The following is an 18,464-nucleotide window of genomic DNA, read 5'->3' as shown; positions in this document are numbered from 1 at the left end:
GGCACTATGACCGGTAGCTTTTCACCTTGTGTGTCGAAAATAGAAGCCATGGTAATTGAAGTCACGGCGACTGCTGCTACGTCGCTCGTTCTCGGTTTCTGGCCGCTGACGACACAGATATTCGACCCGAATACATTGCTCAACGCCCCAAGCTCGGTCCGGGCCGTGGCTGCGTTGTTTGCGACGATCCTGTTTGGCGGGGCTGTAATCTACCTGTATGGCGGGCGTCTAGATGGTGCCGTCGACGCCTCGATGGGGAGCCCGCTGAGTTCAACACTCTATGGGATAATGACGTACGGCGGTGCCTTCTTTCTCGTCGGGTACGCCTACAGCCAGTTACTCCGGATCGAGGTCACATCGACAGCGGTATTGATTGTTGCTGGCATTATCTTGATCTCTCTCCTGCTCACCCTGAGTGGGTTCGGCTTCGTAATTGTTGGCTGCTGGCTGTCGGAGCTTTTTGGACCGCGCGATCCGTGGCTCGGGTTGATCGGCCTCGGGACTGCCGGCGCATTCGTCTGGTTCTTGCTGCCGGCCGTTGTCGGTGTAGCCGTCTGGTTCAGCGTCGGTGCAGTTGGGATCGGTGGTCCCGCGAGGCTGTGGCTTCACGACGACACCGTGAAACTCGACCGGAGCTGATACGCCTGGCCGCTACCTGAGACGCAGCCGCTACCGCAGCGGGATCTCGCGAAGAGCCAGTCAGCAGTCCGATCGAAGTAACACTGATACGCATTGGCATACAATACTGTGTGTGACACTGATCATCCAGGCATTCGACTCGGGGTTGTTCGAGACGGCCAGCCAGTTCGTCGTCACTGCCGGTACGGTGATCCTACTGCTCATGCTCGTCGCCCTCGGAGCCTTCGTATACAAGAGCCTCCGTGGCGACGGGATTACCTGGCCCGACGATCAAGAGGAAACCGACGACGAGGTCCAGCACGGGTCCGACGATGACGATTGGAAGTATTACTAGAACTGTTGACTGTACCTGTTCATGACCTCCTCTCATAGCCGAGCGTTCGGGAGGATGTCGGCGACTGGTAGTCCCTATCTACGGTAAAAAAGCGGTGTGAGCTACTGTAGCGACAAGAAGGTTGCGGCAAGCCCGTGACGAAACGTTGTCAGTCGTCTGTTCCCTCCGGATCACCTCGAATATCAGTGACAACCTCGTCACCGCTCGTGACGACATCGATATCGCCTTCGGCAGTCATGTCCTGGATGCGGTCAGCGAACTGCTCGGACTCCAGTATCTCGTACTCGTTATCGAGTCCCATGTAGACGGTGAAGCACATCAGGAGTAGGATCAGCGCGAACGGGAAGCCAGTCGCGATTGCAGCGGTCTGTAGCGCACCGAGTCCACCACCGTACAGCAGGAGCGCGGCCACGGCGCCTTCAGTGACGGCCCAGAAGATCCGCTGGGCTCTGGGAACGTCGTGCTTGCCGCCCGAAGTCAGATGATCGATGACCAGCGACCCCGAGTCGGAAGACGTGACGAAGAACGTGATCACGAGCAGCGTCGCGAGCGCGCCGGAAATAGCGCCCAGTGGGAACTGTTCCAGCAGGGCGAACATCGCGACGGTCTGTCCGACTTCGTTATACGTCGCTAATGCGGCACCGTTGCCCACGAGAGAGTTGAACAGCGCACTCCCACCGAAGGTGGACAGCCAGAGCGTCGAGAAGAGGGCCGGCAGGAACAGCACGCCCATAACGAACTCTCGAACCGTCCGACCCTTCGAAATCCGTGCAATAAACATTCCGACGAACGGCGACCAGGAGATCCACCAGGCCCAGTAGAACACTGTCCAGGCGGAAACGGTTCCCTGGCCTGTACCCATCGTTCCTGTGAAGAACGACAGCGACAGCAGGCTGCCGAAGTAGGCACCCAGACCTTCGACCCATGCCCCAAAGATGTAGACGGTCGGGCCGACGATGAGGAGGAATCCGAGGAGTCCCATCATCAGGTAGAGGTTCAACGTACTGAGACGCTTGACTCCGCCGTCGAGGCCGGCCGCGACCGACAGGGTCGCGATTGCGGTAATGCCGGCGATCAGGAGAACCTGCATGTTCGTCCCGATCGGAATGTTGACGAGTCCGAGCATGTCGCCACCGACGTAGGAGAGGCCAGTATTGACCTGTGAGACGCCGATGCCGAGCGAGGTCGCCAGCCCGAACAGGGTCGCGAACACGGTGACGAGGTCGATAACGTGACCCGGCCAGCCGTAGATCCGGTCACCCAGTAGGGGCCAGAATACCGAGCGGAACGTCAGCGGTAGCCCTCGGTTGAACGAGAAGAACGCCAGCCCCAGGCCAACCAGACCGTAGATCGCCCAGGGGTGGAAACCCCAGTGGAAGAACGTCTGGGCCATGGCCGCCGAGGCGGCTGCGCCAGTTCCCCCCTCAGCACCGAAGAAGCCGGGGACGTTCTGGAAGTAGAACAGCGGCTCGGAAACGCTGAAGAACATCAGGCCGATCCCCATTCCGGCGCTGAACAGCATCGCCATCCACGAGAAGTCGCTGAATTCCTTTTCGGCTTCGACGCCGCCGATCCGGATGGTTCCGTACTTCCCGAGCGCGAAGTAGAGGATCGTTACGATGAAGATGTTCACTGCGAGGAGGAAAAACCAGCCGAAGTTCCCCTCGAAGAAGCTACGGATGTTGGAATAGGTCGAGGCAGCCTGTTCACCGAGAACGAGCGTCGCAGTGATGAACACCCCGATCAACAGCAACGCAACGGGGAAGACGACTGGATGAACGTCGAACCCCCATCTCTGTATATTTGTGTCGCCCGGTTCTCGTTCCGAATCCGGATGGAAGAGTTCTACCTGAAGTCCGTCAGAAGTCTCTCCAACCGGTTTGTCTTCACCATCTGTCATTGTCTTTTATCGATCCACCAATGCTCTACCGTTCGATTTGGTATCATGGTTTTCATGTTGAACCGTGTATTCGTCTTACCGCTTCGTTTCACGCACTATACGCCATCTCGTATTCCGTCTCGGTTGCCGACTCACCGTACCGGTCTTTTTTCCAGGAGACCCACCAGCTGCGGGCTGGAGCGGTCCACCGGTTGGTTCTAGCCCCTCACGGATTCGTCGTTTGGGGAATGTCACATACCCTCACACCCTACAAATGCCGGTATTATAATAAAAGTTAGCATGATTCAACAATTTGTAGAGTTGGACAGCGACGTGAGCAGATCGATACCGTGCATATTCAGACGTTCGAGGGCGACAAGAACAACTGTTGATCAGTATAGTTGTACATGCAAAACTGCCATCCCGTAGTTGGATATGAACGTACACACCTGCGTGGACCACTCAGGATGCAATCGGGACATATGCGGCCAGTAACAGAACCAGACTGAGACTGGGAATTATGTTTGTCCGGTCATTAGAACAGTTAGTGATAGAAAAGATACGCTTTGTGTTCGGTCTGGCGCAGCGTGCAGCGGCCAAGCTCGCCGAGCCACTGCGAAAGAACCCGGACGCCCCCAGTTTCACTCTCTCGGTCCCGGAGGCACATACGACGACCGTCGATGGCGGAATTGGATGGGCAGAGCGGCCGCCGGCCACACTCGTCTGCTCGCGATGTGGAGATGGTATCAAACAGGTAGATCCTCGGGAGGATATCGACTGCAACCACTGTGTCGCCGAGTTCAAATACACTGAGTTTCCAGATCTCGAACTCGACTTCATGACCTGTCCAGTCTGTGGCGACCGGATGGAACACGGTCAACGACACCCTCAGAAGTTCGATATCCCCGAGTGGGCGACCTGTAATCGCTGTCGGTATCACTGGGAGTTCCGCCATTCGTATGAGTGAGGCTATCTGGGACGGTAGCGTGATCAAGACTTCGCTGGATGTCCGATGGGGACCTGCGAGCGTGAGAGGATTTATTTTATCCGGCAGAGTAGCACTGGTATGGAAAATCCGTTGGCGACAGGGTTAGCACTCGTTGCTGTAGCGTTGGCCGCGGCTGCTCTACTCGCGATGTCCGCTGGGAATATTCAAGTTGCCGGGTTCTGTTTTCTCAGTGTCAGCCTCGTCCTCTATCTCAGGGAAACGCGTGTGGTATCGGACTGATCAACGCTATCCGACCTTCCCTACCGGATCTAACACAGAGTGACAGCCCGTACTCTCGCTCGGAAGGAACTCTGGGCGATCTCAGACCTCGTCGACCTGCATTCGTTCGGTGATAACCGGCACTGTCGCGGTCCGGACAACCTTGTCTGTCGTACTTCCCAGAAGCGCGCCGAGCTTTCCGTGGTAGGCAGACGACATCACAATCGCATCCATTCCTTCGCTTTCTGCATATTGGACGATGTTCTCGCTCACCGAACCGGTCTTGATTGCCGTTTGACAGTCGACACCGTGTTCGGCGGCCATCTCACACAACTCTGTGGTAACTTCTTCGCCGTACTCTCTGTACTCCCTGCGGATTTCTTCCTCGTCATCTCTGAGCGCGAGTGCGCGTGGTGCACCGGGCAAGTCCATCACGTACAGTGCGTGGACTGACGAACCGAGTTCGTTCGCGAGTTCGATTCCGTGCCTTGCGCCTTTTTTTGCCTCGTCACTGCCGTCGTATGGGATGAGTATGTGTTCGTACATGCTACCAGTTCACATAGACTGTCACAATCTAAAAGTAAATAATTTTTCCTAGTGTATCAGTTAGCAAGATCAAAAGCCGACCCCGCTCACAGAGTCGAGAGTTTCGCGATATTTTCGACCGGGTACCCAGTGTCCTGAATACCGGAGACGATACTGTCCGCGTGTTCTTTCCCGCTTGTCTCGACGTTAAAGACGAGGTACGCCTCGCCGACCTCCAGATCGTCGACCGACCGCTCGTGACGGACGTTGTGAATGTTCGCTCCGTAGTCGGCGATCGTCCCGGAGATATCTTCCATCACTCCGGGCTGGTCGTCGATCCGCACGCGAAGACGCATGAGCTGGCGCCGCTCAGTCAGCGCGTGTATCAAGACTGTTCGGAGCTGTGTCATGTCGAGGTTGCCACCGCAAAGCAGCGGCATTACTGTTTCGTCGCTCACGTCGAGGTCGTCGCTCAAGATGGCGGCAACCGACGCCGCACCGGCACCTTCCACGACCTGTTTCGCCCGCTCCATCAACAGGAGGATCGCCTGTGCGATCTGCGTGTCCGAGACGGTCATGACCTCATCGACGTTGCGCTCGATGATATCGAGCGTCATCTGGGAGATGCCGCCGGTCGCGATACCGTCGGCGATCGTGTCTACATCGTCGAGGACGACAGGCATCCCCTTGTCCAGACTCTCGTGGACGGTCTCGGCACCGGTCGCCTGCACGCCGATAATGCGAGTTTCCGGCGAGAGGTGTTTGACCGCGGTCGAAATACCGCTGATCAGTCCCCCACCGCCGATGGGGACCACGATCGTATCGACGTCGGGACAGTCGTGGTACATTTCCGCTCCAAGTGTTCCTTGCCCGGCAATGATGTCTGTGTCGTCGTACGCGTGGACGAATTCGGCGTCGCTCTCCTCAACGGTAGCCTGTGCGTGTGACATCGTCTCCTGGAAGTCACTTCCAACCAGTTCGACCGTCGCGCCGTAGTCTCGTGTCGCGTCGACCTTGGCCTGTGGTGCGTTCTTCGGCATGAAGATCGTCGACTCGGCCCCACATTTCGTGGCCGCAAGCGCGACGCCCTGAGCGTGGTTACCGGCGCTGGCCGCTACGAATTTGTCGACGCCGTTCGCGACGTCCTGTGAGATCTTGTTGTACGCACCCCGTGTTTTGAACGACCCTGTCCACTGCAGATGTTCCATTTTCAGGTAGACATCACCGCCGACGAACGTGCCGAGCGAGGTGCTCTGTTCCACTGGCGTCTCCTTGACGACCGTGTCGTCGTCGAGGCGTTCACGAGCCTGTTCGATGTCTGCGTACGTAACGGGTGGGTCCGTCGATTCGGTTGATGTCATAGGTTCGTCGTGCCCTGAATGTGGAGTCGGTTTCGTGTGATCTGCGGTCGTTATCGGAGTATCTTCTCTCTCGAGGCGTCGAACAGCGGTTCGTCGCGGACTGTCGCGTCATAGGTCTCGCCTTCGCACTGGACCTGTACAGACGTTCCAGCCTCGGCGTACTCGGTCGGTACGTACGTGTAGGCGATCGACTCACCGATCGTGTGGCCGAAGTTACCGGCCTGTACGTAGCCGATCGCGTCGCCGTCTTTCAGCACTGGACGGCCACCCAGCATGATGTCCGTCGAGTCGTCTAGCGTGATCGGCGTGATCTTGCTGTCGACGCCGTCCTCGCGAGCGGTTTCGAGTGCTTCCTTGCCGATGAAGTCGGTGTCCATGTCGACCGCGAACGGGAGGCCGGCCTCGAAGGGATTCGAGTCCGTGTCGATGTCGTTGCCCCAGAGACGGAACCCCTTTTCGAGTCGCATGGAACTCAGTGCGCCGCCGCCCATGGGCCGCACGTCGAGGTCCTCGCCCGCTTCTTCGAGCGTCTCCCAGAGACGCTGGCCGTACTCGGTCGGCGTCCAGAGTTCCCAGCCGAGTTCACCGACGTAGGAAACGCGTAGCGCAATAACTGGCACGTCGCCGACGTACATCTGCTTAGCACGGAAGTAGGGGAAGCCGTCACTCGTGACGTCCTCGTCAGTACACCGCTGGAGCAAGAGTCGAGACTTGGGGCCCCAGAGTCCGATTGTCGACTTCGCACCCTCCTCGATGTGGACCGAGACCGTCTCAGGCGCGTGGTCTTCAAGCCAGCCACCGTGGATCCCCGGCGAATTACCGCCGCCAGTCGTCACCATGAACTCCTCGTCGTCAAGTCGGACAGCGGTGATGTCTGCGAGGATGCCACCGCCCTCGTTCAGGAGCAGTGAGTAACGGACCTGTCCAATGTCGATCTCCATGTCGTTACTACACACCGACTGGAGGAACGCTTCGCTTCCCTCGCCCTCGACCATGATCGAACTGAACGTGGTCATGTCGAACATCGACACGTGTTCGCGAGTGTGTAGATGTTCCGCCGCTTCGATCTTCGAGCGGTTGATCGACTGCCAGCCGTCCTGGTCGGGAATCTGATCGGCGTAGCGGTCGACGAGATCCTCGTTGGACTCGTACCACTGTGGCGTCTCCCACCCACCGCTCTGATAGAACTCCGCGCCGAGTTCTTTCTGCTGGTGGTAGAACGGGCTCGTCCGGAGTTTCCGATGGTCGTCGGGCTGCCAGCGCGGTTCGACGATGCTGTACACCTGCTCGTAGCGTTTGGCACCGCGGTCGACGAAGTAATCTTTCTCGCCGGCGTGCGGCTCGAACCGTCGGACGTGGATCCCACCGGTATCGACCGGGCCAGAGGGAAGCCGCGGGACGCCGTTCTCCATCCACTCGGCGAGGATTCGTCCGTAGCCGCCAGAGTGGGTCCACCAGATGGCGAGGCCAGTCCAGAGCCCGTCGACCTGTGCCGTCTCGCCGACGGCGGGCATCCCGTCCGGCGTGAAGACGAAGATACCGTTCTCCGTCGCCTCGTACTCGATGTCCTGCGTGGCCGGCAGCAGTTCGTCGAAGGCCTGTTTTGCGGACTTGTCCCGACCGCGGTGGGTCGGTGTCTCCCAGTGTTCTCTGGTAAATCCGCGAACTGACGCCTGGCTCTCCTCGGAGTTCTTCCCCATTGCGTCGGGGTCGACAGAAAGGGTCTCGTGGTTGTACGACCCCATTCCCAGCGCGTCGCCATGGGTCCGGAAGTACAGCGAATGGTCCTGGTCGCGGCCGACGGGCTGGTGCGGGCCTTCGCTCATGTACTCCGCGATGGAACGGTCGCCGGGGACTTCGAGCCCGGTCGTGTTGTCGCCCACAGATGTCCCTGCATCAGCGAGTTCCTCCATCGGTTCGGTGACGACGTACTGGTGTTCGACCGGGGCGATCGGGAGATCGAGGCCGGCGAGCTGTCCAGTCTGGTAGCCCCAGTTGTTCGTTGCGATGACCGCTCGCTCGCAGTCGATCTCGCCCTGGTCGGTGACCACGCGATTGATTTGGCCGCCCTCGACGTCGAGGTCGGTCACTTCAGTGTCGCCGTAGAACGACGCCGAGGAGTGCTCCATATACCATTGTAGCGCCCCGATCCCGTCGACGCGGCCGTCGGTCGGCGAGTAGTAGCCGCCGAGGATCTCGTCTTCCTCGATCATCGGGATGTGCTCGGTGACCTCTTCTGGCGAGAGTAGTTGTGGCTCCGGGAGGCCATAGGACGTTGCCCACTCGACGCGGCGACGAAGGAAGTCCATGCGCTCCTCACTACGTGCGACCTCGATGCCACCGACCTCGTCGTAGACGCCGGCGTCGGAGAGCATACGGCTCGTGTAGTGCGCGGTCTTCGCCTGGATCTTCGACGGCGACGTCTGGAACATGATTCCAGGTGCGTGGACGGACGAGCCACCAGTGACGGGGAGCGGTCCCTGATCGATGACGACGACGTCCTCAGCGCCGAGTTCCGTCAGATGATAGGCGACACTACAGCCGACGGCACCGGCACCAATAATGACTGTGTCCGCCTGTGACGGAGGAGTATGCGTGCTCATATATCTCGTTCTTCACTGCCGCTGTCATAGTGATAAATACACCGGTGGTGTGAGTCTCCGACTGGCGCGTTTTCTCGGTAGAACCCATTTAACACCCACTAACGGCCACAATGGGCAATCTCGTTCGAATCAGACAAAACATGTATATGGCCAAACCTCAGCGTAGTATACAACTGACAATATCTGATTCACGGACTGAGCTGGTGAAAACCCAGTCTGTCTCGATTTGATGGACCGAAAAAAGAGGGACGACGATACCCACAGCGATCAACCTGGAGGATATCCGACGGACTGCGCGCCGTCAGACTGGGCGAAGGTGGTCCGACTGTGGTTCCCAGAGCGAGCCAGACATACGGAGGTCGTAGAGAGCAGCCAGCGTCTCCTCGACTGTCTTTCCTTGCTTGCCCATCGCGGCGGTGACGATACCTATTGGGACACCGTTCTCGAAGTGATCGTCCAGCCTCCGGAGAACGGCTTCGATATCGCCTGATGCCGGTGCTTGTGTCACAGCTGGGTGTTCTGCAAAGACCCACTCGATATCTGTTCCCGTGAGTCCCTGCTGACGGCGGTAGAACTCGACGACCTCGTTGGCCGTCTGTGCCTCGACCACTTCGTCGGTCGCCGTCGTTCGGGCGACGAACGGCAGAGCGTCCTGAGTACTCGTGTGTGCCATTAGACTCAGGCCTCGTAGGCTTCCTGTGCGAGCAGATGCAGTCTGTGGACCGTGTGTTCGTTCGGCCCCAGTTGTGCCTGTGCGAGCGCGCCCGATTGGAGTCCCTCGTACTGGCGCTCGACAAGTTCGAAGTCCTCCTCCTGCAACTGACGGCTCGTATGGACGAACTCTCTCTCGGCGTCGGTCATCTCCGCGGAACTGAAGTAATAGTCGGCGATCAACTGGAACCGACCTTCGTCGATCGGGTCGATCATGTAGGTCCCGTACCCGTCCGCAGTCCCATACATGTTCACGGTGAAGTTCGGCCAGAAGTAGTAGAACTTGGCCTCGTGTTCGTCATGGATCCGCAGTTCGTCGTCGACGTCCTCGTCGTGGGTGTAATGTAGAATCCAGTGGTAGTCGTTGACCTCGAGTTCGGACTCGTTGAGCTCGATGTCGGTGATCCAGTCCTGGTGGTTTGCGTGACAGTGGTCGCACTCGGAGTAGTTACCAGCGAACGTCTTCCAGTTACAGTCGACTTCCGAGACGTACCGCGCAGCGTGCTCGTACTCGCCTAGCGGCAAGGATTCCAGTTCGTCCTTGAGTGAGCCTGCCTGCTCGGCTAGCGGCATCGGATCGTCAGCAAAGTTGAGGAAAACGAGCGGACCGATCCGGTCTGTCTGAACCTCACTGAGGCCGTTTTCGCCCGCGTCCAGACTGCAAACGTCGTCGTCTTCGAGGTCCGGGTTGAGCCCTGCCTCCTCGAAGCTCTCGGGAGTACTCTGGAGATCACCGTCAAGATCGTACGACCACATGTGGTACGGACAGCGGATACGACCCATGTTTCCGGGGTCCGTCATGGGAGTCTCCTCGACCATCTTCGAACCACGGTGAGCACAGACGTTGAAGAACGCACGCACCTGATCCTCGTGATCACGGACAATAATCACCTGCTTTCCGCCGATGGTCCGGGTGAAATACTCCCCCTGCTCCGTGATCGTGTTTGCGTGTCCGCCGTAGACCCAGTACTGGCCGAATACTTTCTCTTTTTCGAGTTCGTGGACTTCTGGATCCGTGAAGTACTTTGCTGGAAGCGCGTTCGTTTCGTCGGTGATATCTGGACTTACTGCTGCGACGTCGTCGTTAGCTGTGTTCCATCGCGTCATCTACTACTGGGTATGTGTAACACATACATGGGGATTGACCACAGATGGCTCGGTTTTTAAGTACTGGTGATTTATCGCGTACAATTATATCGTGTTATGGTAATAACTCCCGGCAGATATTTGCCGTATTTCTACAATAGTTGACTGTACTATGGTTATCCCTGTCGGTCTGCGTCATCATCGAGAAGCATGTCTTCGACGAGTTGTCGCGTGCCGCGTCTGAGACGACCGCCGATGGCCGTCGGACCGATGTCGAATTGCTCGGCGAGGTCGGACTGGGAAGTCTTGCGTGGTTCCTGGAAGTAGCCATTCCGGTACGCCTCGATGAGGGCAGTCCGTTGCTCCTCACTCACATTGGTGGCGGACGCGCTGTCCGCGTCGTTGTCGGATATCTGGCATAGCTCGAAGGATATCCCGTTCTGTGAGCAGTACTCCCAGAGTTCTTCAATAGTCCCTCTATTGGGGAGTTGCATGCGAAGTCGCCAGCCGGCCTGCGCTGCCGTCGCTTCAATAACCAGTCCACCGAGTTCCGTAATCTTTGGGGACAGTAGTTCTGTGTCGGAGCGATGTTTGAACCGGTACATTCGGGTGGTCTCTGACTCGGAGACCACGAGCGGATGCGAAACCGTCTCGTCCCGGTCTAAAGCCGCTTCGAACTCGTCGAAATCGCCACTTTCGTGCTGGACCTGAAAGAAGAACATCTCCGTCTCCGGGTCGGTCATACAGTTCGTAACAACTCGAATGTCGACTGCTGGTACAGCTTCGATCGTGGGTGCCAGTGCCAGTTTGTGATGTTCGACGTGAACGACTGCGATCAGGCTCATGTCAGCGTTCACCGAGACAGTGTTTCAAACCAACCGTTACTCGGCCGTGTCCTATTTTTTTTACTCGTCTCCCTGTGATCGTGCTAGCTGGAGAGGATGGGCCAACCAGTAAGTCCTCTACCGAAAGTATACCGTCAACTACAACTCCTATTTGGATCTCCCCATTCATCTCGATAAGAGTACTGTTCTCATCATTAAGACAGTTGGCACCGTATTTCAACGGCTCTAAATTTTTACATGAGCTACTTGTGTTCTGATGCGAAAGCGTCGGCCGGTCTCTCTTGTACTGAATCGGCCAGAAGTCGTGACGTCCTGCGCGGCACGAATGCCGGAGTTTCCCGGCGATAGACTCGCCCAGACCGTCAGGACACTAGGGGCTCCTCACGGACAGTCGCGTCGTATCGCTCGCCCTCGTAGAGAATCTCGACTTTTGTGCCCGGTTCGGTGTACTCCGGCGGCAGATACGTGTAGGCGACACAGGCACCGACAGTGTAGCCGTATTCGGCACTGTGGAGGTAGCCGATTGTCTCGTCGCCGTCGAGCACCGGTCGATTGTCGAGCACGACCGCGTCCTCATCGTCAAGCGTGAGGCAGGCGACCTTGTGGTCGATGTTGTCGCCGTCGGCCGCTGCGGCCACGGCCTCTTTGCCGATGAAGTCGGTCTCCAGATCGACTGCCCAACCGAGGCCGGCCTCGTAGGGGTTGTGCTCGGTGTGCAGGTCTTTCCCCCACAGTCTGAACCCGACTTCGATACGCAGGGCGTTGAGCGCTCCGTTCCCGTACGGGCGGATCCTATGCTCCTCGCCGGCCTCCATGATGTGCTCCCAGAGCCGTTCGCCGTACTCCGACGGCGTGTAGAACTCCCAGCCGAGTTCGCCGGCGTAGGAGACCCGAAGCGCAGTCACGGGGATGTTCTTGACGAAGAACTGCTGGCTCGTGAAGAACGGGAAGGCGTCATCGGAGAGGTCGACGTCGGTGATCTTCGAGAGGACCGCGCGCGCCTTCGGCCCGGTACAGACCATCGCAGCGAGGCTGGACGTGACGTCGTTAACGACGATATCATCCGGCGACTGGTCGCGGACCCACGCGACGTGGTTGTTTCCGACCTCGCGTCCGGTCGTCAGTAGGAGATAGCGGTCCTCGTCGGTCCGCGTAACGGTGATGTCCGCACGGACGCCGCCGACCTCGTTACACATCAACGTGTACTTGACGTCGCCCACGTCGAGGTCCATGTCGTTTGTACAGAGGTACTGGACGAACTCGCCGGCGTCGCTCCCGACGACCTCCATCTTGTTGAACGAGGTCATATCGTGGAGCCCGACGTTCTCGCGGACGTTCAGCGCCTCTGCCCCCTCGATCGCCGACCAGTACTCCGCTTCCCAGCCGTCGCGGTCGGGGATCTGGTTACCGTACTCGGCCAGCAGGTCGGCGTTCGAGTCGAACCAGTGTGGCTCCTCCCAGCCCGCCTCGGCCCACAACTCCGCGTCGTACTTCTTGTGGGTATGGTACATCGGCGTCCGCCGGATATCACGCTGTTTGTCCGTCCAGACCCATTTTGGGTGCGTGATGTTGTAGACGATCCGGTACTCCTCTGCACCGATATCGCGGGCGAAGTCCCAGCTCCCTTCGTGTTCGTCGAAGCGGTTGACGTCACAGTGTGCGAGGTCGATCGGGCCGTCGGGCAGCCGTGGCACGTCGTTCTCCATCCACTCGGCGAGTGCCTTTCCGGCCCCGCCAGCATGGGTGACCCAGATGGCCGCCGCCGTCCAGAGGCCGTCGTACTCCTGAACCGGACCCATCACTGGAAGGCCGTTGGGCGATTCCGCGAACATCCCGTTGTACTTGTGTTCGAGTTCCTTCCCGGCTGTCGCCGGAACGAGTTCGTCGCTGGCCTGGCGCGGGGCCTTGTCTGGCCGGTCCGGATGGGTTGCGACGTTCATGTGGTAGTCGGTGAACTCGTGGACCGAGCCTTGCTCGCCGTCGGGATCATTGGTTCCCAGCTCCTTGGGGTCCGGGACGATCGGCTCGTGGTTGTACGACCCGATCCCGTAGGAGTCTCCGTGGTTCCGGTAGTACATCGCGTTGTCTTGATCCCGGAGAATCGGGCGATCCGGCCCGACAAGCAGGCGTTTTGCCTTCTCGCCGGAGACGTTTTCGTAGTTCTCGAACAACGGGTGGTCGGTAATGTCGACCGCGCTGTCGGCCAGTTCGTCCAGCGACTCCGTCATCGTGTACTGGTGTTCGACCGGCGTTACTGGGAGGTGAACGTCGAGCTTTTCCCCGAGCTGGCGCGCCCAGATGTTCGTAGCGACGACAACCTCGTTGCATTCGATGGTTCCGTTTTCCGTAACGACCGACTGGACCGCGCCATCGGCCATCTCGACGTCTTCCGTACGCGTGTGTGGCACGAACTCTGCGCCACGCTCCATCGCTTCGCGTGCCAGGGCGTCACAGGCGACGACGCCGGATACCTGTCCGTCCGTGGGAGAGTAATACCCGCCGAGAATCTGGTCTGCATCGACGAGGGGCAACTTCTCTGTGACTTCCTCCGGCGAGAGGAGCTGAGGATCCTCGATACCCCAGGCCGAGGCGTGTTCGACGCGACGCTGGAGGAAGTCCATCCGGTCTTCGCTCCGGGCGACTTCGATGCCGCCGGTTTCGTTGTAGGCCTGGTGGCCGTCAGCGCCCTCTAGGTCGGAGTAGAGCCGGCGGCTGTAGTCCGCGAACTGGCTGAGTACCTTTGGCTCTGCCGTCTGAAACATAATCCCTGGCGCGTGTGTCGAGGACCCACCCGTCGTCGGCATCGGCCCCTGGTCGACGACCACGACATCCTCGCGCCCGAGTTCGGTCAACTGATACGCGACATTACAGCCGACGATTCCGGCACCGACGATGACGGTGTCGGCCTGGTCCGGCAGGCTCTCTGTCGTCTTCATAATTCTGAATAAAAAGAACTGTGGCGGGCAAATATAGTTATCGGCTACCCCTCTCGCTGTTTCCAGATTTTCAGCAACCTGTCATGTAGAGTTATGAAATAACATCGTTACTATTGTGAAGTGAGGTGGGAGTAGCCTGCAACAGCGAACTCACAAACACTGACCGAGGGGCTGATGGACGCCTCCGCGATATGTGACGGTCAGCGATCGTCGCGCGGTCCGGTCGGCCGGTCCGCAATGGCGTCGAGAAGCTCCACAAGTGCGGTCGTCGACAGTTCCAGCAGTTCTTCTCCACGGTCGGCACTTCCCTCGCGGGGGTCACCGACGACGCCGTTCTCGGTGAACTCCCCGGAGTCGAAGGCGAGATTGACGCCACTTTGCCAGTCGCCCCAGCCGTCACTGCCGTTCGCCGCCGCTTCGTCCAGTCGGTCCTCGTGGACCGTGTCGGGCCGGGTGGACTGGAGGAGCGATGTCTCCAGTGGCCCGCCGTGACCCATATCGGCTCCGTGGTCGCCAACCGCATTGAACCAGGTAAACGGGATGGCGTACGCCTCGTCGTGTCGTGTGATTCGCCCGGCGACCTCTCGAAGGGCAGCGATGTTGCCACCGTGACCGTTGACCAGAACGACGTGGTCCCAGCCGTGTGTTGCGAGGCTATCGACGATATCGCGGATGTACGCTCGAAACGTCGATTCCGAGGTCCACAGCGTTCCGGTAAACGATCGGTGTTCTTCGGCGACCCCGACGGGCACAGCTGGTGCAACGACGACCGGGTCGTCGTATCGCTCCGCACCGTGTTCGGCGACCGCTTCCGCGTCGAACGTATCAGTTCCGAGCGGAGCATGTGGTCCGTGCTGTTCCGTACTCCCGACCGGAAGGAGTGCCAGGTTCGTGTCGGTGCGCTCTGCGTCGGTCCACGTCTCGGTCGCTAGTTGCATGCGCGCCGCTTCGCCCGGAGACGTATAAAGCCTCCCGCTCCCAAAATGTCACAGTGACGGTGAACAGACGTCGACGACCCCAAACGTAATGCGAAGACCGTCGCTGACACTCCGTATGGAGTACGAGCCACCGACCCACACGACGACTGACCGGCGACTCGGTCAGTTGCCGTCGGGCCGTACCCTCTCCGTGACCGTTCACCGATATGTCGGCGGCGACGGGCCGACTGTGTACGTGCAGGCAGCCCAGCACGGGATCGAGCTCAACGGCCCAGCAGCACTCCGTCGGTTGCACGATCGCCTACTGTCGACCGAGATAGCGGGCACTATTCTCGTCGTCCCCGTGGTGAATCCACCGGCCTTCGATCATCGCTCGTATATGATGCCTTCGGAGTACGATGTCAGGAATCCGAACCTGAACAGGGTCTGGCCGGGCGACAGCGAGGGGAGTCTCCAGGAACGCCTGGCCGCACAGTTGTGGAAGCTCGTCACAGATGCCGACGCAGCAGTAGACCTCCACACCGGGACGGCGGATATGCTCGAACACGTCCGGTATCACGCATCCCAGGCGGATGCACGGCGACTTGCAGAGGCCTTCGGGACGGAGTACTGTCTCGTCGACACGGGGGAGATCGCCACCGAGGAACCGTTCGATGGGACGTTTCGAGCCGCCGCCGCTCGCGCAGCTATTCCGGCGATAACAGCCGAACTATCCAACAGCCGGCAGATAACGCACGATGCGATCGAAAGTGGCGTCGACGGGATGGCGAACCTCCTGCGAGCGGTCGAGGTGATCGATGCCGATCCGGTCGCATCTTCCAACCAAACTGTCCTCGAGAACAACAGCACCGATATCATAGCAGCGGCATCAGGGCTGTTCGAACTGCGATCAGAGATCAGCGTCGGGGACACAGTAGCCGAAGGGGCGGAACTTGGGACGGTGTATTCGCCATCTACGTACGACCGACTCCAGACGGTCACCGCAAACGAGGGTGGCGTTGCGTACTCTGTCGCGCGGGAGGCTGTGGTCGTTGCCGGCGAACGGATTGCTGCGCTCGCGACAGAGATGTGACGCCGAAGGGTGTCAAGACTGGACCGAAGTCGGTAGCTCAAAATCGCCACCCCTCATGCGGTGGTAGTACTTAAATGGGTTTGGCATTCCTCACGTATTTCTATGACATAAGGTATCATGGGCTATTATAACATGGGAGTACATAGGACGTTCCAACTATTCTCGGAACTAATCGACCAGTACGAATCTGAGGGTCACTCGATCCAGCATCTCGAAGTCGCAACAGTTGATGACGAGGCAGGGGTGCTCGATGCCACGCTAGACGTTCCGCTCACACTCTGCTCACCGGCAGGAGAGCGAGAGCTCAGTCCGGAGGCCGCAGCACTGACCGATGACGGCGGACTCCAGGTAGACCTTTCACTGCCTGAGCTCCCGTCGACAGATGAGGACGCAGTCTCGACGACCGTAGAAGACGTTCGGGTTACCGACGAGGGATTCTCGCTGACTGTCAGGGTGACGATCGACCCAACGGAAACCGTATCGACAGGACCGGTCGATGTCGACGAGGGGACAGTAGATGACGATCCTCAGTCCGCGACGGCAGCTGCCGAAGAAGCGGAGGGTAGTACTGACGAGGAATCGACCATCAGTTTCGCCGAACAACTCGAGCGAGCCGATCCGGACGATGTCAGTCGGCAAAAGACTGCTGCAGCTTCCGGAAACACCGCAGATGAGTTCGCCGCGGTGCGTGACGCCACTGTCCCGCCATACGAGGACACAAAGTACCTCCAGGCGCTCTACGATAGCTGTGACAACTTTACCGAGATGAGCCGACACATCCAGATGGATGTCTCTTCGGAGACCGTCAGGCGCTACATGATCGAAGCCGATATCCACGACCCCGACACGTACGATACGAGCGACGAAGTGTCGCCAGCAGTCGACAACGAGACGTCCTCGACAGACGAATCAGCGGAATCCGCGGGAGAACACGAGCAGCAGACAACTGCTGCCGGTACCGTGTCGGCCCAGACCGACGAACCGGAGTCAGTGGAACAGATACCCGACGAAAAGCTCGTGACCGACGGTCTCGGCCTTCCCGAGGACGTGCATCTCGAAGAGGTCGCCGGTGCCGTAATCGACTCCGTCACAGTGTACGAGGTCACGCAGACCCTCGGACTCAACCGGGACCAGACCCGGGCTATCCTCGAGGAACTCAACCTCCTGAGTCTCGTCTTGCGACCGCTCGCGGACGATCCGGAATGGTCAGTCACCTACGAGCAGGTGGTCGAACGAATCCAGGAGGCCACACACTGATACATCCGATGATCGATAGTGTATTTAAATGGGTTCGGTAACCCACCCACAGACGGAAGTATACATATCCCTATAATTCGATAAATCATGTCTTTAGGTAAACGGGCCACATCTGATCACAGTGGCGTTCAGACGCTCCTTGCCAATACACGGTTCGAACTGATGCCGTTCGAGAGCTTCGACGACGAAATCCAGCACCTGCCCGACGGCGCGACGATCGCGATCACCACGTCGCCACAACTGGGTATCGAGAGGACCGTCGATCGGAGTGAAGATGCAGCCGAGATGGGATTCGACGTCGTCCCGCACATCGCGGCACGGTACGTCGAGGACCGGGCGCAACTCGAAGAGATCGCCCGACGGCTCACGGAGGCCGGTATCACCGACATCTTCGTCCCCGGCGGTGATCGTGAAGAACCAGCGGGTGAGTTCGAATCGGCATACGACCTGTTGACCGCACTCGACGAGATGGAGTACTCCTTCGAAGAAGTCGGCATTACGGGCTATCCCGAGGGTCACGACTTCCTCGACGAGAAGACACTGGCAGAGTCGATGGACAAGAAGACGCCGTACGCGACGTACATCGTCACGCAACTCTGTTACGACCCGGACGCCGTGCTGGAGTGGATCGAAACCATTCGTGACCGTGGCGTCGATCTCCCGGTCGAGATCGGCATCCCCGGCGTCATGAAGTACAAGCGGCTGATGCAGATCTCACAGAAGGTCGGGGTCGGCGACTCCATCAAGTTCCTCCGAAAGACGACCGGAATTCTCGGATTCGTGAAACAGCTCGTCGGCTCGCGCGGAACGTACAAGCCCGACGACCTCATTGACGGTCTCGCACCCCATGTCGACGACGAGTACTACAACATCAGCGGCATCCACATCTACACGTTCAATCAGACGCCGGACACCGAGTCGTGGCGGCACGACCGACTCGATTCCTGACGGCGCCACCGTGGGCACGCCTTCGTTTGTACTGCATGCTGCTACTGTCCCAGACACGCCTCACTGCTATTCCTGCAGTTCTCCGGTGTTCGTGAGAGCCCAGCGACTACGTCGGCGCACCTG

General features: G+C 59.0%; 15 protein-coding genes. 6 read left to right on the top strand and 9 right to left on the bottom strand.

Annotated elements, in window-relative coordinates; genetic code table 11:
- Nucleotides 1-6 precede the first annotated feature (6 nt).
- Both ACFQL3_RS01045 and ACFQL3_RS01040 read left to right on the top strand, forming a co-directional pair.
- Nucleotides 7-639 (top strand): hypothetical protein, encoded by a 633-nt coding sequence (locus tag ACFQL3_RS01045; protein ID WP_377050618.1) that lies wholly within the window; start codon nucleotides 7-9, stop codon nucleotides 637-639.
- A gap of 112 nt (nucleotides 640-751) precedes the next feature.
- Nucleotides 752-973: a hypothetical protein gene (locus ACFQL3_RS01040; protein ID WP_377050616.1), complete on the top strand. Its 222-nt coding sequence runs from the start codon at nucleotides 752-754 to the stop codon at nucleotides 971-973.
- A 148-nt stretch (nucleotides 974-1,121) separates the two neighbouring features.
- On the opposite strand, the gene ACFQL3_RS01035 is transcribed toward ACFQL3_RS01040, so the two are convergent.
- Entirely contained in the window at nucleotides 1,122-2,873 is a 1,752-nt protein-coding gene (locus tag ACFQL3_RS01035) for a BCCT family transporter (RefSeq protein WP_377050614.1), read from the bottom strand.
- A gap of 526 nt (nucleotides 2,874-3,399) precedes the next feature.
- Here ACFQL3_RS01035 and ACFQL3_RS01030 point away from each other — a divergent pair.
- On the top strand, nucleotides 3,400-3,819 hold the full coding sequence (locus ACFQL3_RS01030; protein WP_377050612.1) for a hypothetical protein: 420 nt from the start codon (nucleotides 3,400-3,402) through the stop codon (nucleotides 3,817-3,819).
- 342 nt (nucleotides 3,820-4,161) lie between these two features.
- Here ACFQL3_RS01030 and ACFQL3_RS01025 read toward each other — a convergent pair whose 3' ends face one another.
- The 8 genes from ACFQL3_RS01025 to ACFQL3_RS00990 all read right to left on the bottom strand — a co-directional run bounded on the left by ACFQL3_RS01025 (nucleotide 4,162) and on the right by ACFQL3_RS00990 (nucleotide 15,064).
- Nucleotides 4,162-4,605, bottom strand: a complete 444-nt coding sequence (locus ACFQL3_RS01025; protein ID WP_377050610.1) for a universal stress protein — start codon at nucleotides 4,603-4,605, stop codon at nucleotides 4,162-4,164.
- A gap of 86 nt (nucleotides 4,606-4,691) precedes the next feature.
- On the bottom strand, nucleotides 4,692-5,945 hold the full coding sequence (gene ilvA / locus ACFQL3_RS01020; RefSeq protein WP_377050608.1) for a threonine ammonia-lyase: 1,254 nt from the start codon (nucleotides 5,943-5,945) through the stop codon (nucleotides 4,692-4,694).
- A 50-nt stretch (nucleotides 5,946-5,995) separates the two neighbouring features.
- On the bottom strand, nucleotides 5,996-8,548 hold the full coding sequence (locus tag ACFQL3_RS01015; protein WP_377050606.1) for a GcvT family protein: 2,553 nt from the start codon (nucleotides 8,546-8,548) through the stop codon (nucleotides 5,996-5,998).
- 301 nt (nucleotides 8,549-8,849) lie between these two features.
- Nucleotides 8,850-9,221 carry a hypothetical protein gene (locus tag ACFQL3_RS01010; protein ID WP_377050604.1) on the bottom strand — a complete coding sequence of 124 codons (372 nt, stop codon included), beginning with the start codon at nucleotides 9,219-9,221 and terminating at the stop codon, nucleotides 8,850-8,852.
- Between the two features lie 5 nt (nucleotides 9,222-9,226).
- Nucleotides 9,227-10,366 carry an aromatic ring-hydroxylating oxygenase subunit alpha gene (locus tag ACFQL3_RS01005; RefSeq protein ID WP_377050602.1) on the bottom strand — a complete coding sequence of 380 codons (1,140 nt, stop codon included), beginning with the start codon at nucleotides 10,364-10,366 and terminating at the stop codon, nucleotides 9,227-9,229.
- Between the two features lie 155 nt (nucleotides 10,367-10,521).
- Nucleotides 10,522-11,190: a helix-turn-helix domain-containing protein gene (locus tag ACFQL3_RS01000; protein WP_377050600.1), complete on the bottom strand. Its 669-nt coding sequence runs from the start codon at nucleotides 11,188-11,190 to the stop codon at nucleotides 10,522-10,524.
- Between the two features lie 362 nt (nucleotides 11,191-11,552).
- A complete protein-coding gene (locus tag ACFQL3_RS00995; protein ID WP_377050598.1) occupies nucleotides 11,553-14,126 on the bottom strand; it encodes a GcvT family protein in 2,574 nt (857 codons plus the stop codon).
- A 200-nt stretch (nucleotides 14,127-14,326) separates the two neighbouring features.
- Nucleotides 14,327-15,064: a creatininase family protein gene (locus ACFQL3_RS00990; protein ID WP_377050596.1), complete on the bottom strand. Its 738-nt coding sequence runs from the start codon at nucleotides 15,062-15,064 to the stop codon at nucleotides 14,327-14,329.
- 115 nt (nucleotides 15,065-15,179) lie between these two features.
- Between ACFQL3_RS00990 and ACFQL3_RS00985 the strand changes: the two genes are divergently transcribed.
- The 3 genes from ACFQL3_RS00985 to ACFQL3_RS00975 all read left to right on the top strand — a co-directional run bounded on the left by ACFQL3_RS00985 (nucleotide 15,180) and on the right by ACFQL3_RS00975 (nucleotide 18,341).
- Nucleotides 15,180-16,136, top strand: coding sequence for a succinylglutamate desuccinylase/aspartoacylase family protein (locus tag ACFQL3_RS00985; RefSeq protein WP_377050594.1), 957 nt, complete (start codon nucleotides 15,180-15,182; stop codon nucleotides 16,134-16,136).
- 132 nt (nucleotides 16,137-16,268) lie between these two features.
- Complete coding sequence (locus ACFQL3_RS00980) at nucleotides 16,269-17,393, top strand: hypothetical protein (RefSeq protein ID WP_377050592.1); 1,125 nt, start codon at nucleotides 16,269-16,271, stop codon at nucleotides 17,391-17,393.
- Nucleotides 17,394-17,480: 87 nt separating this feature from the next.
- A complete protein-coding gene (locus ACFQL3_RS00975; protein ID WP_377050590.1) occupies nucleotides 17,481-18,341 on the top strand; it encodes a methylenetetrahydrofolate reductase in 861 nt (286 codons plus the stop codon).
- Nucleotides 18,342-18,464: the final 123 nt, after the last annotated feature.

The organism is Natronoarchaeum sp. GCM10025321 (assembly GCF_042663585.1).
Classification (GTDB): Archaea; Halobacteriota; Halobacteria; order Halobacteriales; family Natronoarchaeaceae; genus Natranaeroarchaeum.
Note: the sequence above shows the minus strand (reverse complement) of the source record. Positions and strands in the feature narration are given on the sequence as shown.

Excerpts from the sequence above, each read along its gene's own strand:
- ACFQL3_RS00975 (WP_377050590.1), top strand. The coding sequence starts at position 17,481 with ATGTCTTTAGGTAAACGGGCCACATCTGATCACAGTGGCGTTCAGACG.
- ACFQL3_RS01035 (WP_377050614.1), bottom strand. The coding sequence starts at position 2,873 with ATGACAGATGGTGAAGACAAACCGGTTGGAGAGACTTCTGACGGACTT.
- ACFQL3_RS01010 (WP_377050604.1), bottom strand. The coding sequence starts at position 9,221 with ATGGCACACACGAGTACTCAGGACGCTCTGCCGTTCGTCGCCCGAACG.
- ACFQL3_RS01015 (WP_377050606.1), bottom strand. The coding sequence starts at position 8,548 with ATGAGCACGCATACTCCTCCGTCACAGGCGGACACAGTCATTATTGGT.
- ACFQL3_RS00980 (WP_377050592.1), top strand. The coding sequence starts at position 16,269 with ATGGGAGTACATAGGACGTTCCAACTATTCTCGGAACTAATCGACCAG.
- ACFQL3_RS00990 (WP_377050596.1), bottom strand. The coding sequence starts at position 15,064 with ATGCAACTAGCGACCGAGACGTGGACCGACGCAGAGCGCACCGACACG.
- ACFQL3_RS01025 (WP_377050610.1), bottom strand. The coding sequence starts at position 4,605 with ATGTACGAACACATACTCATCCCATACGACGGCAGTGACGAGGCAAAA.
- ACFQL3_RS00985 (WP_377050594.1), top strand. The coding sequence starts at position 15,180 with ATGGAGTACGAGCCACCGACCCACACGACGACTGACCGGCGACTCGGT.
- ACFQL3_RS01045 (WP_377050618.1), top strand. The coding sequence starts at position 7 with ATGACCGGTAGCTTTTCACCTTGTGTGTCGAAAATAGAAGCCATGGTA.
- ACFQL3_RS00995 (WP_377050598.1), bottom strand. The coding sequence starts at position 14,126 with ATGAAGACGACAGAGAGCCTGCCGGACCAGGCCGACACCGTCATCGTC.
- ilvA (WP_377050608.1), bottom strand. The coding sequence starts at position 5,945 with ATGACATCAACCGAATCGACGGACCCACCCGTTACGTACGCAGACATC.
- ACFQL3_RS01000 (WP_377050600.1), bottom strand. The coding sequence starts at position 11,190 with ATGAGCCTGATCGCAGTCGTTCACGTCGAACATCACAAACTGGCACTG.
- ACFQL3_RS01005 (WP_377050602.1), bottom strand. The coding sequence starts at position 10,366 with ATGACGCGATGGAACACAGCTAACGACGACGTCGCAGCAGTAAGTCCA.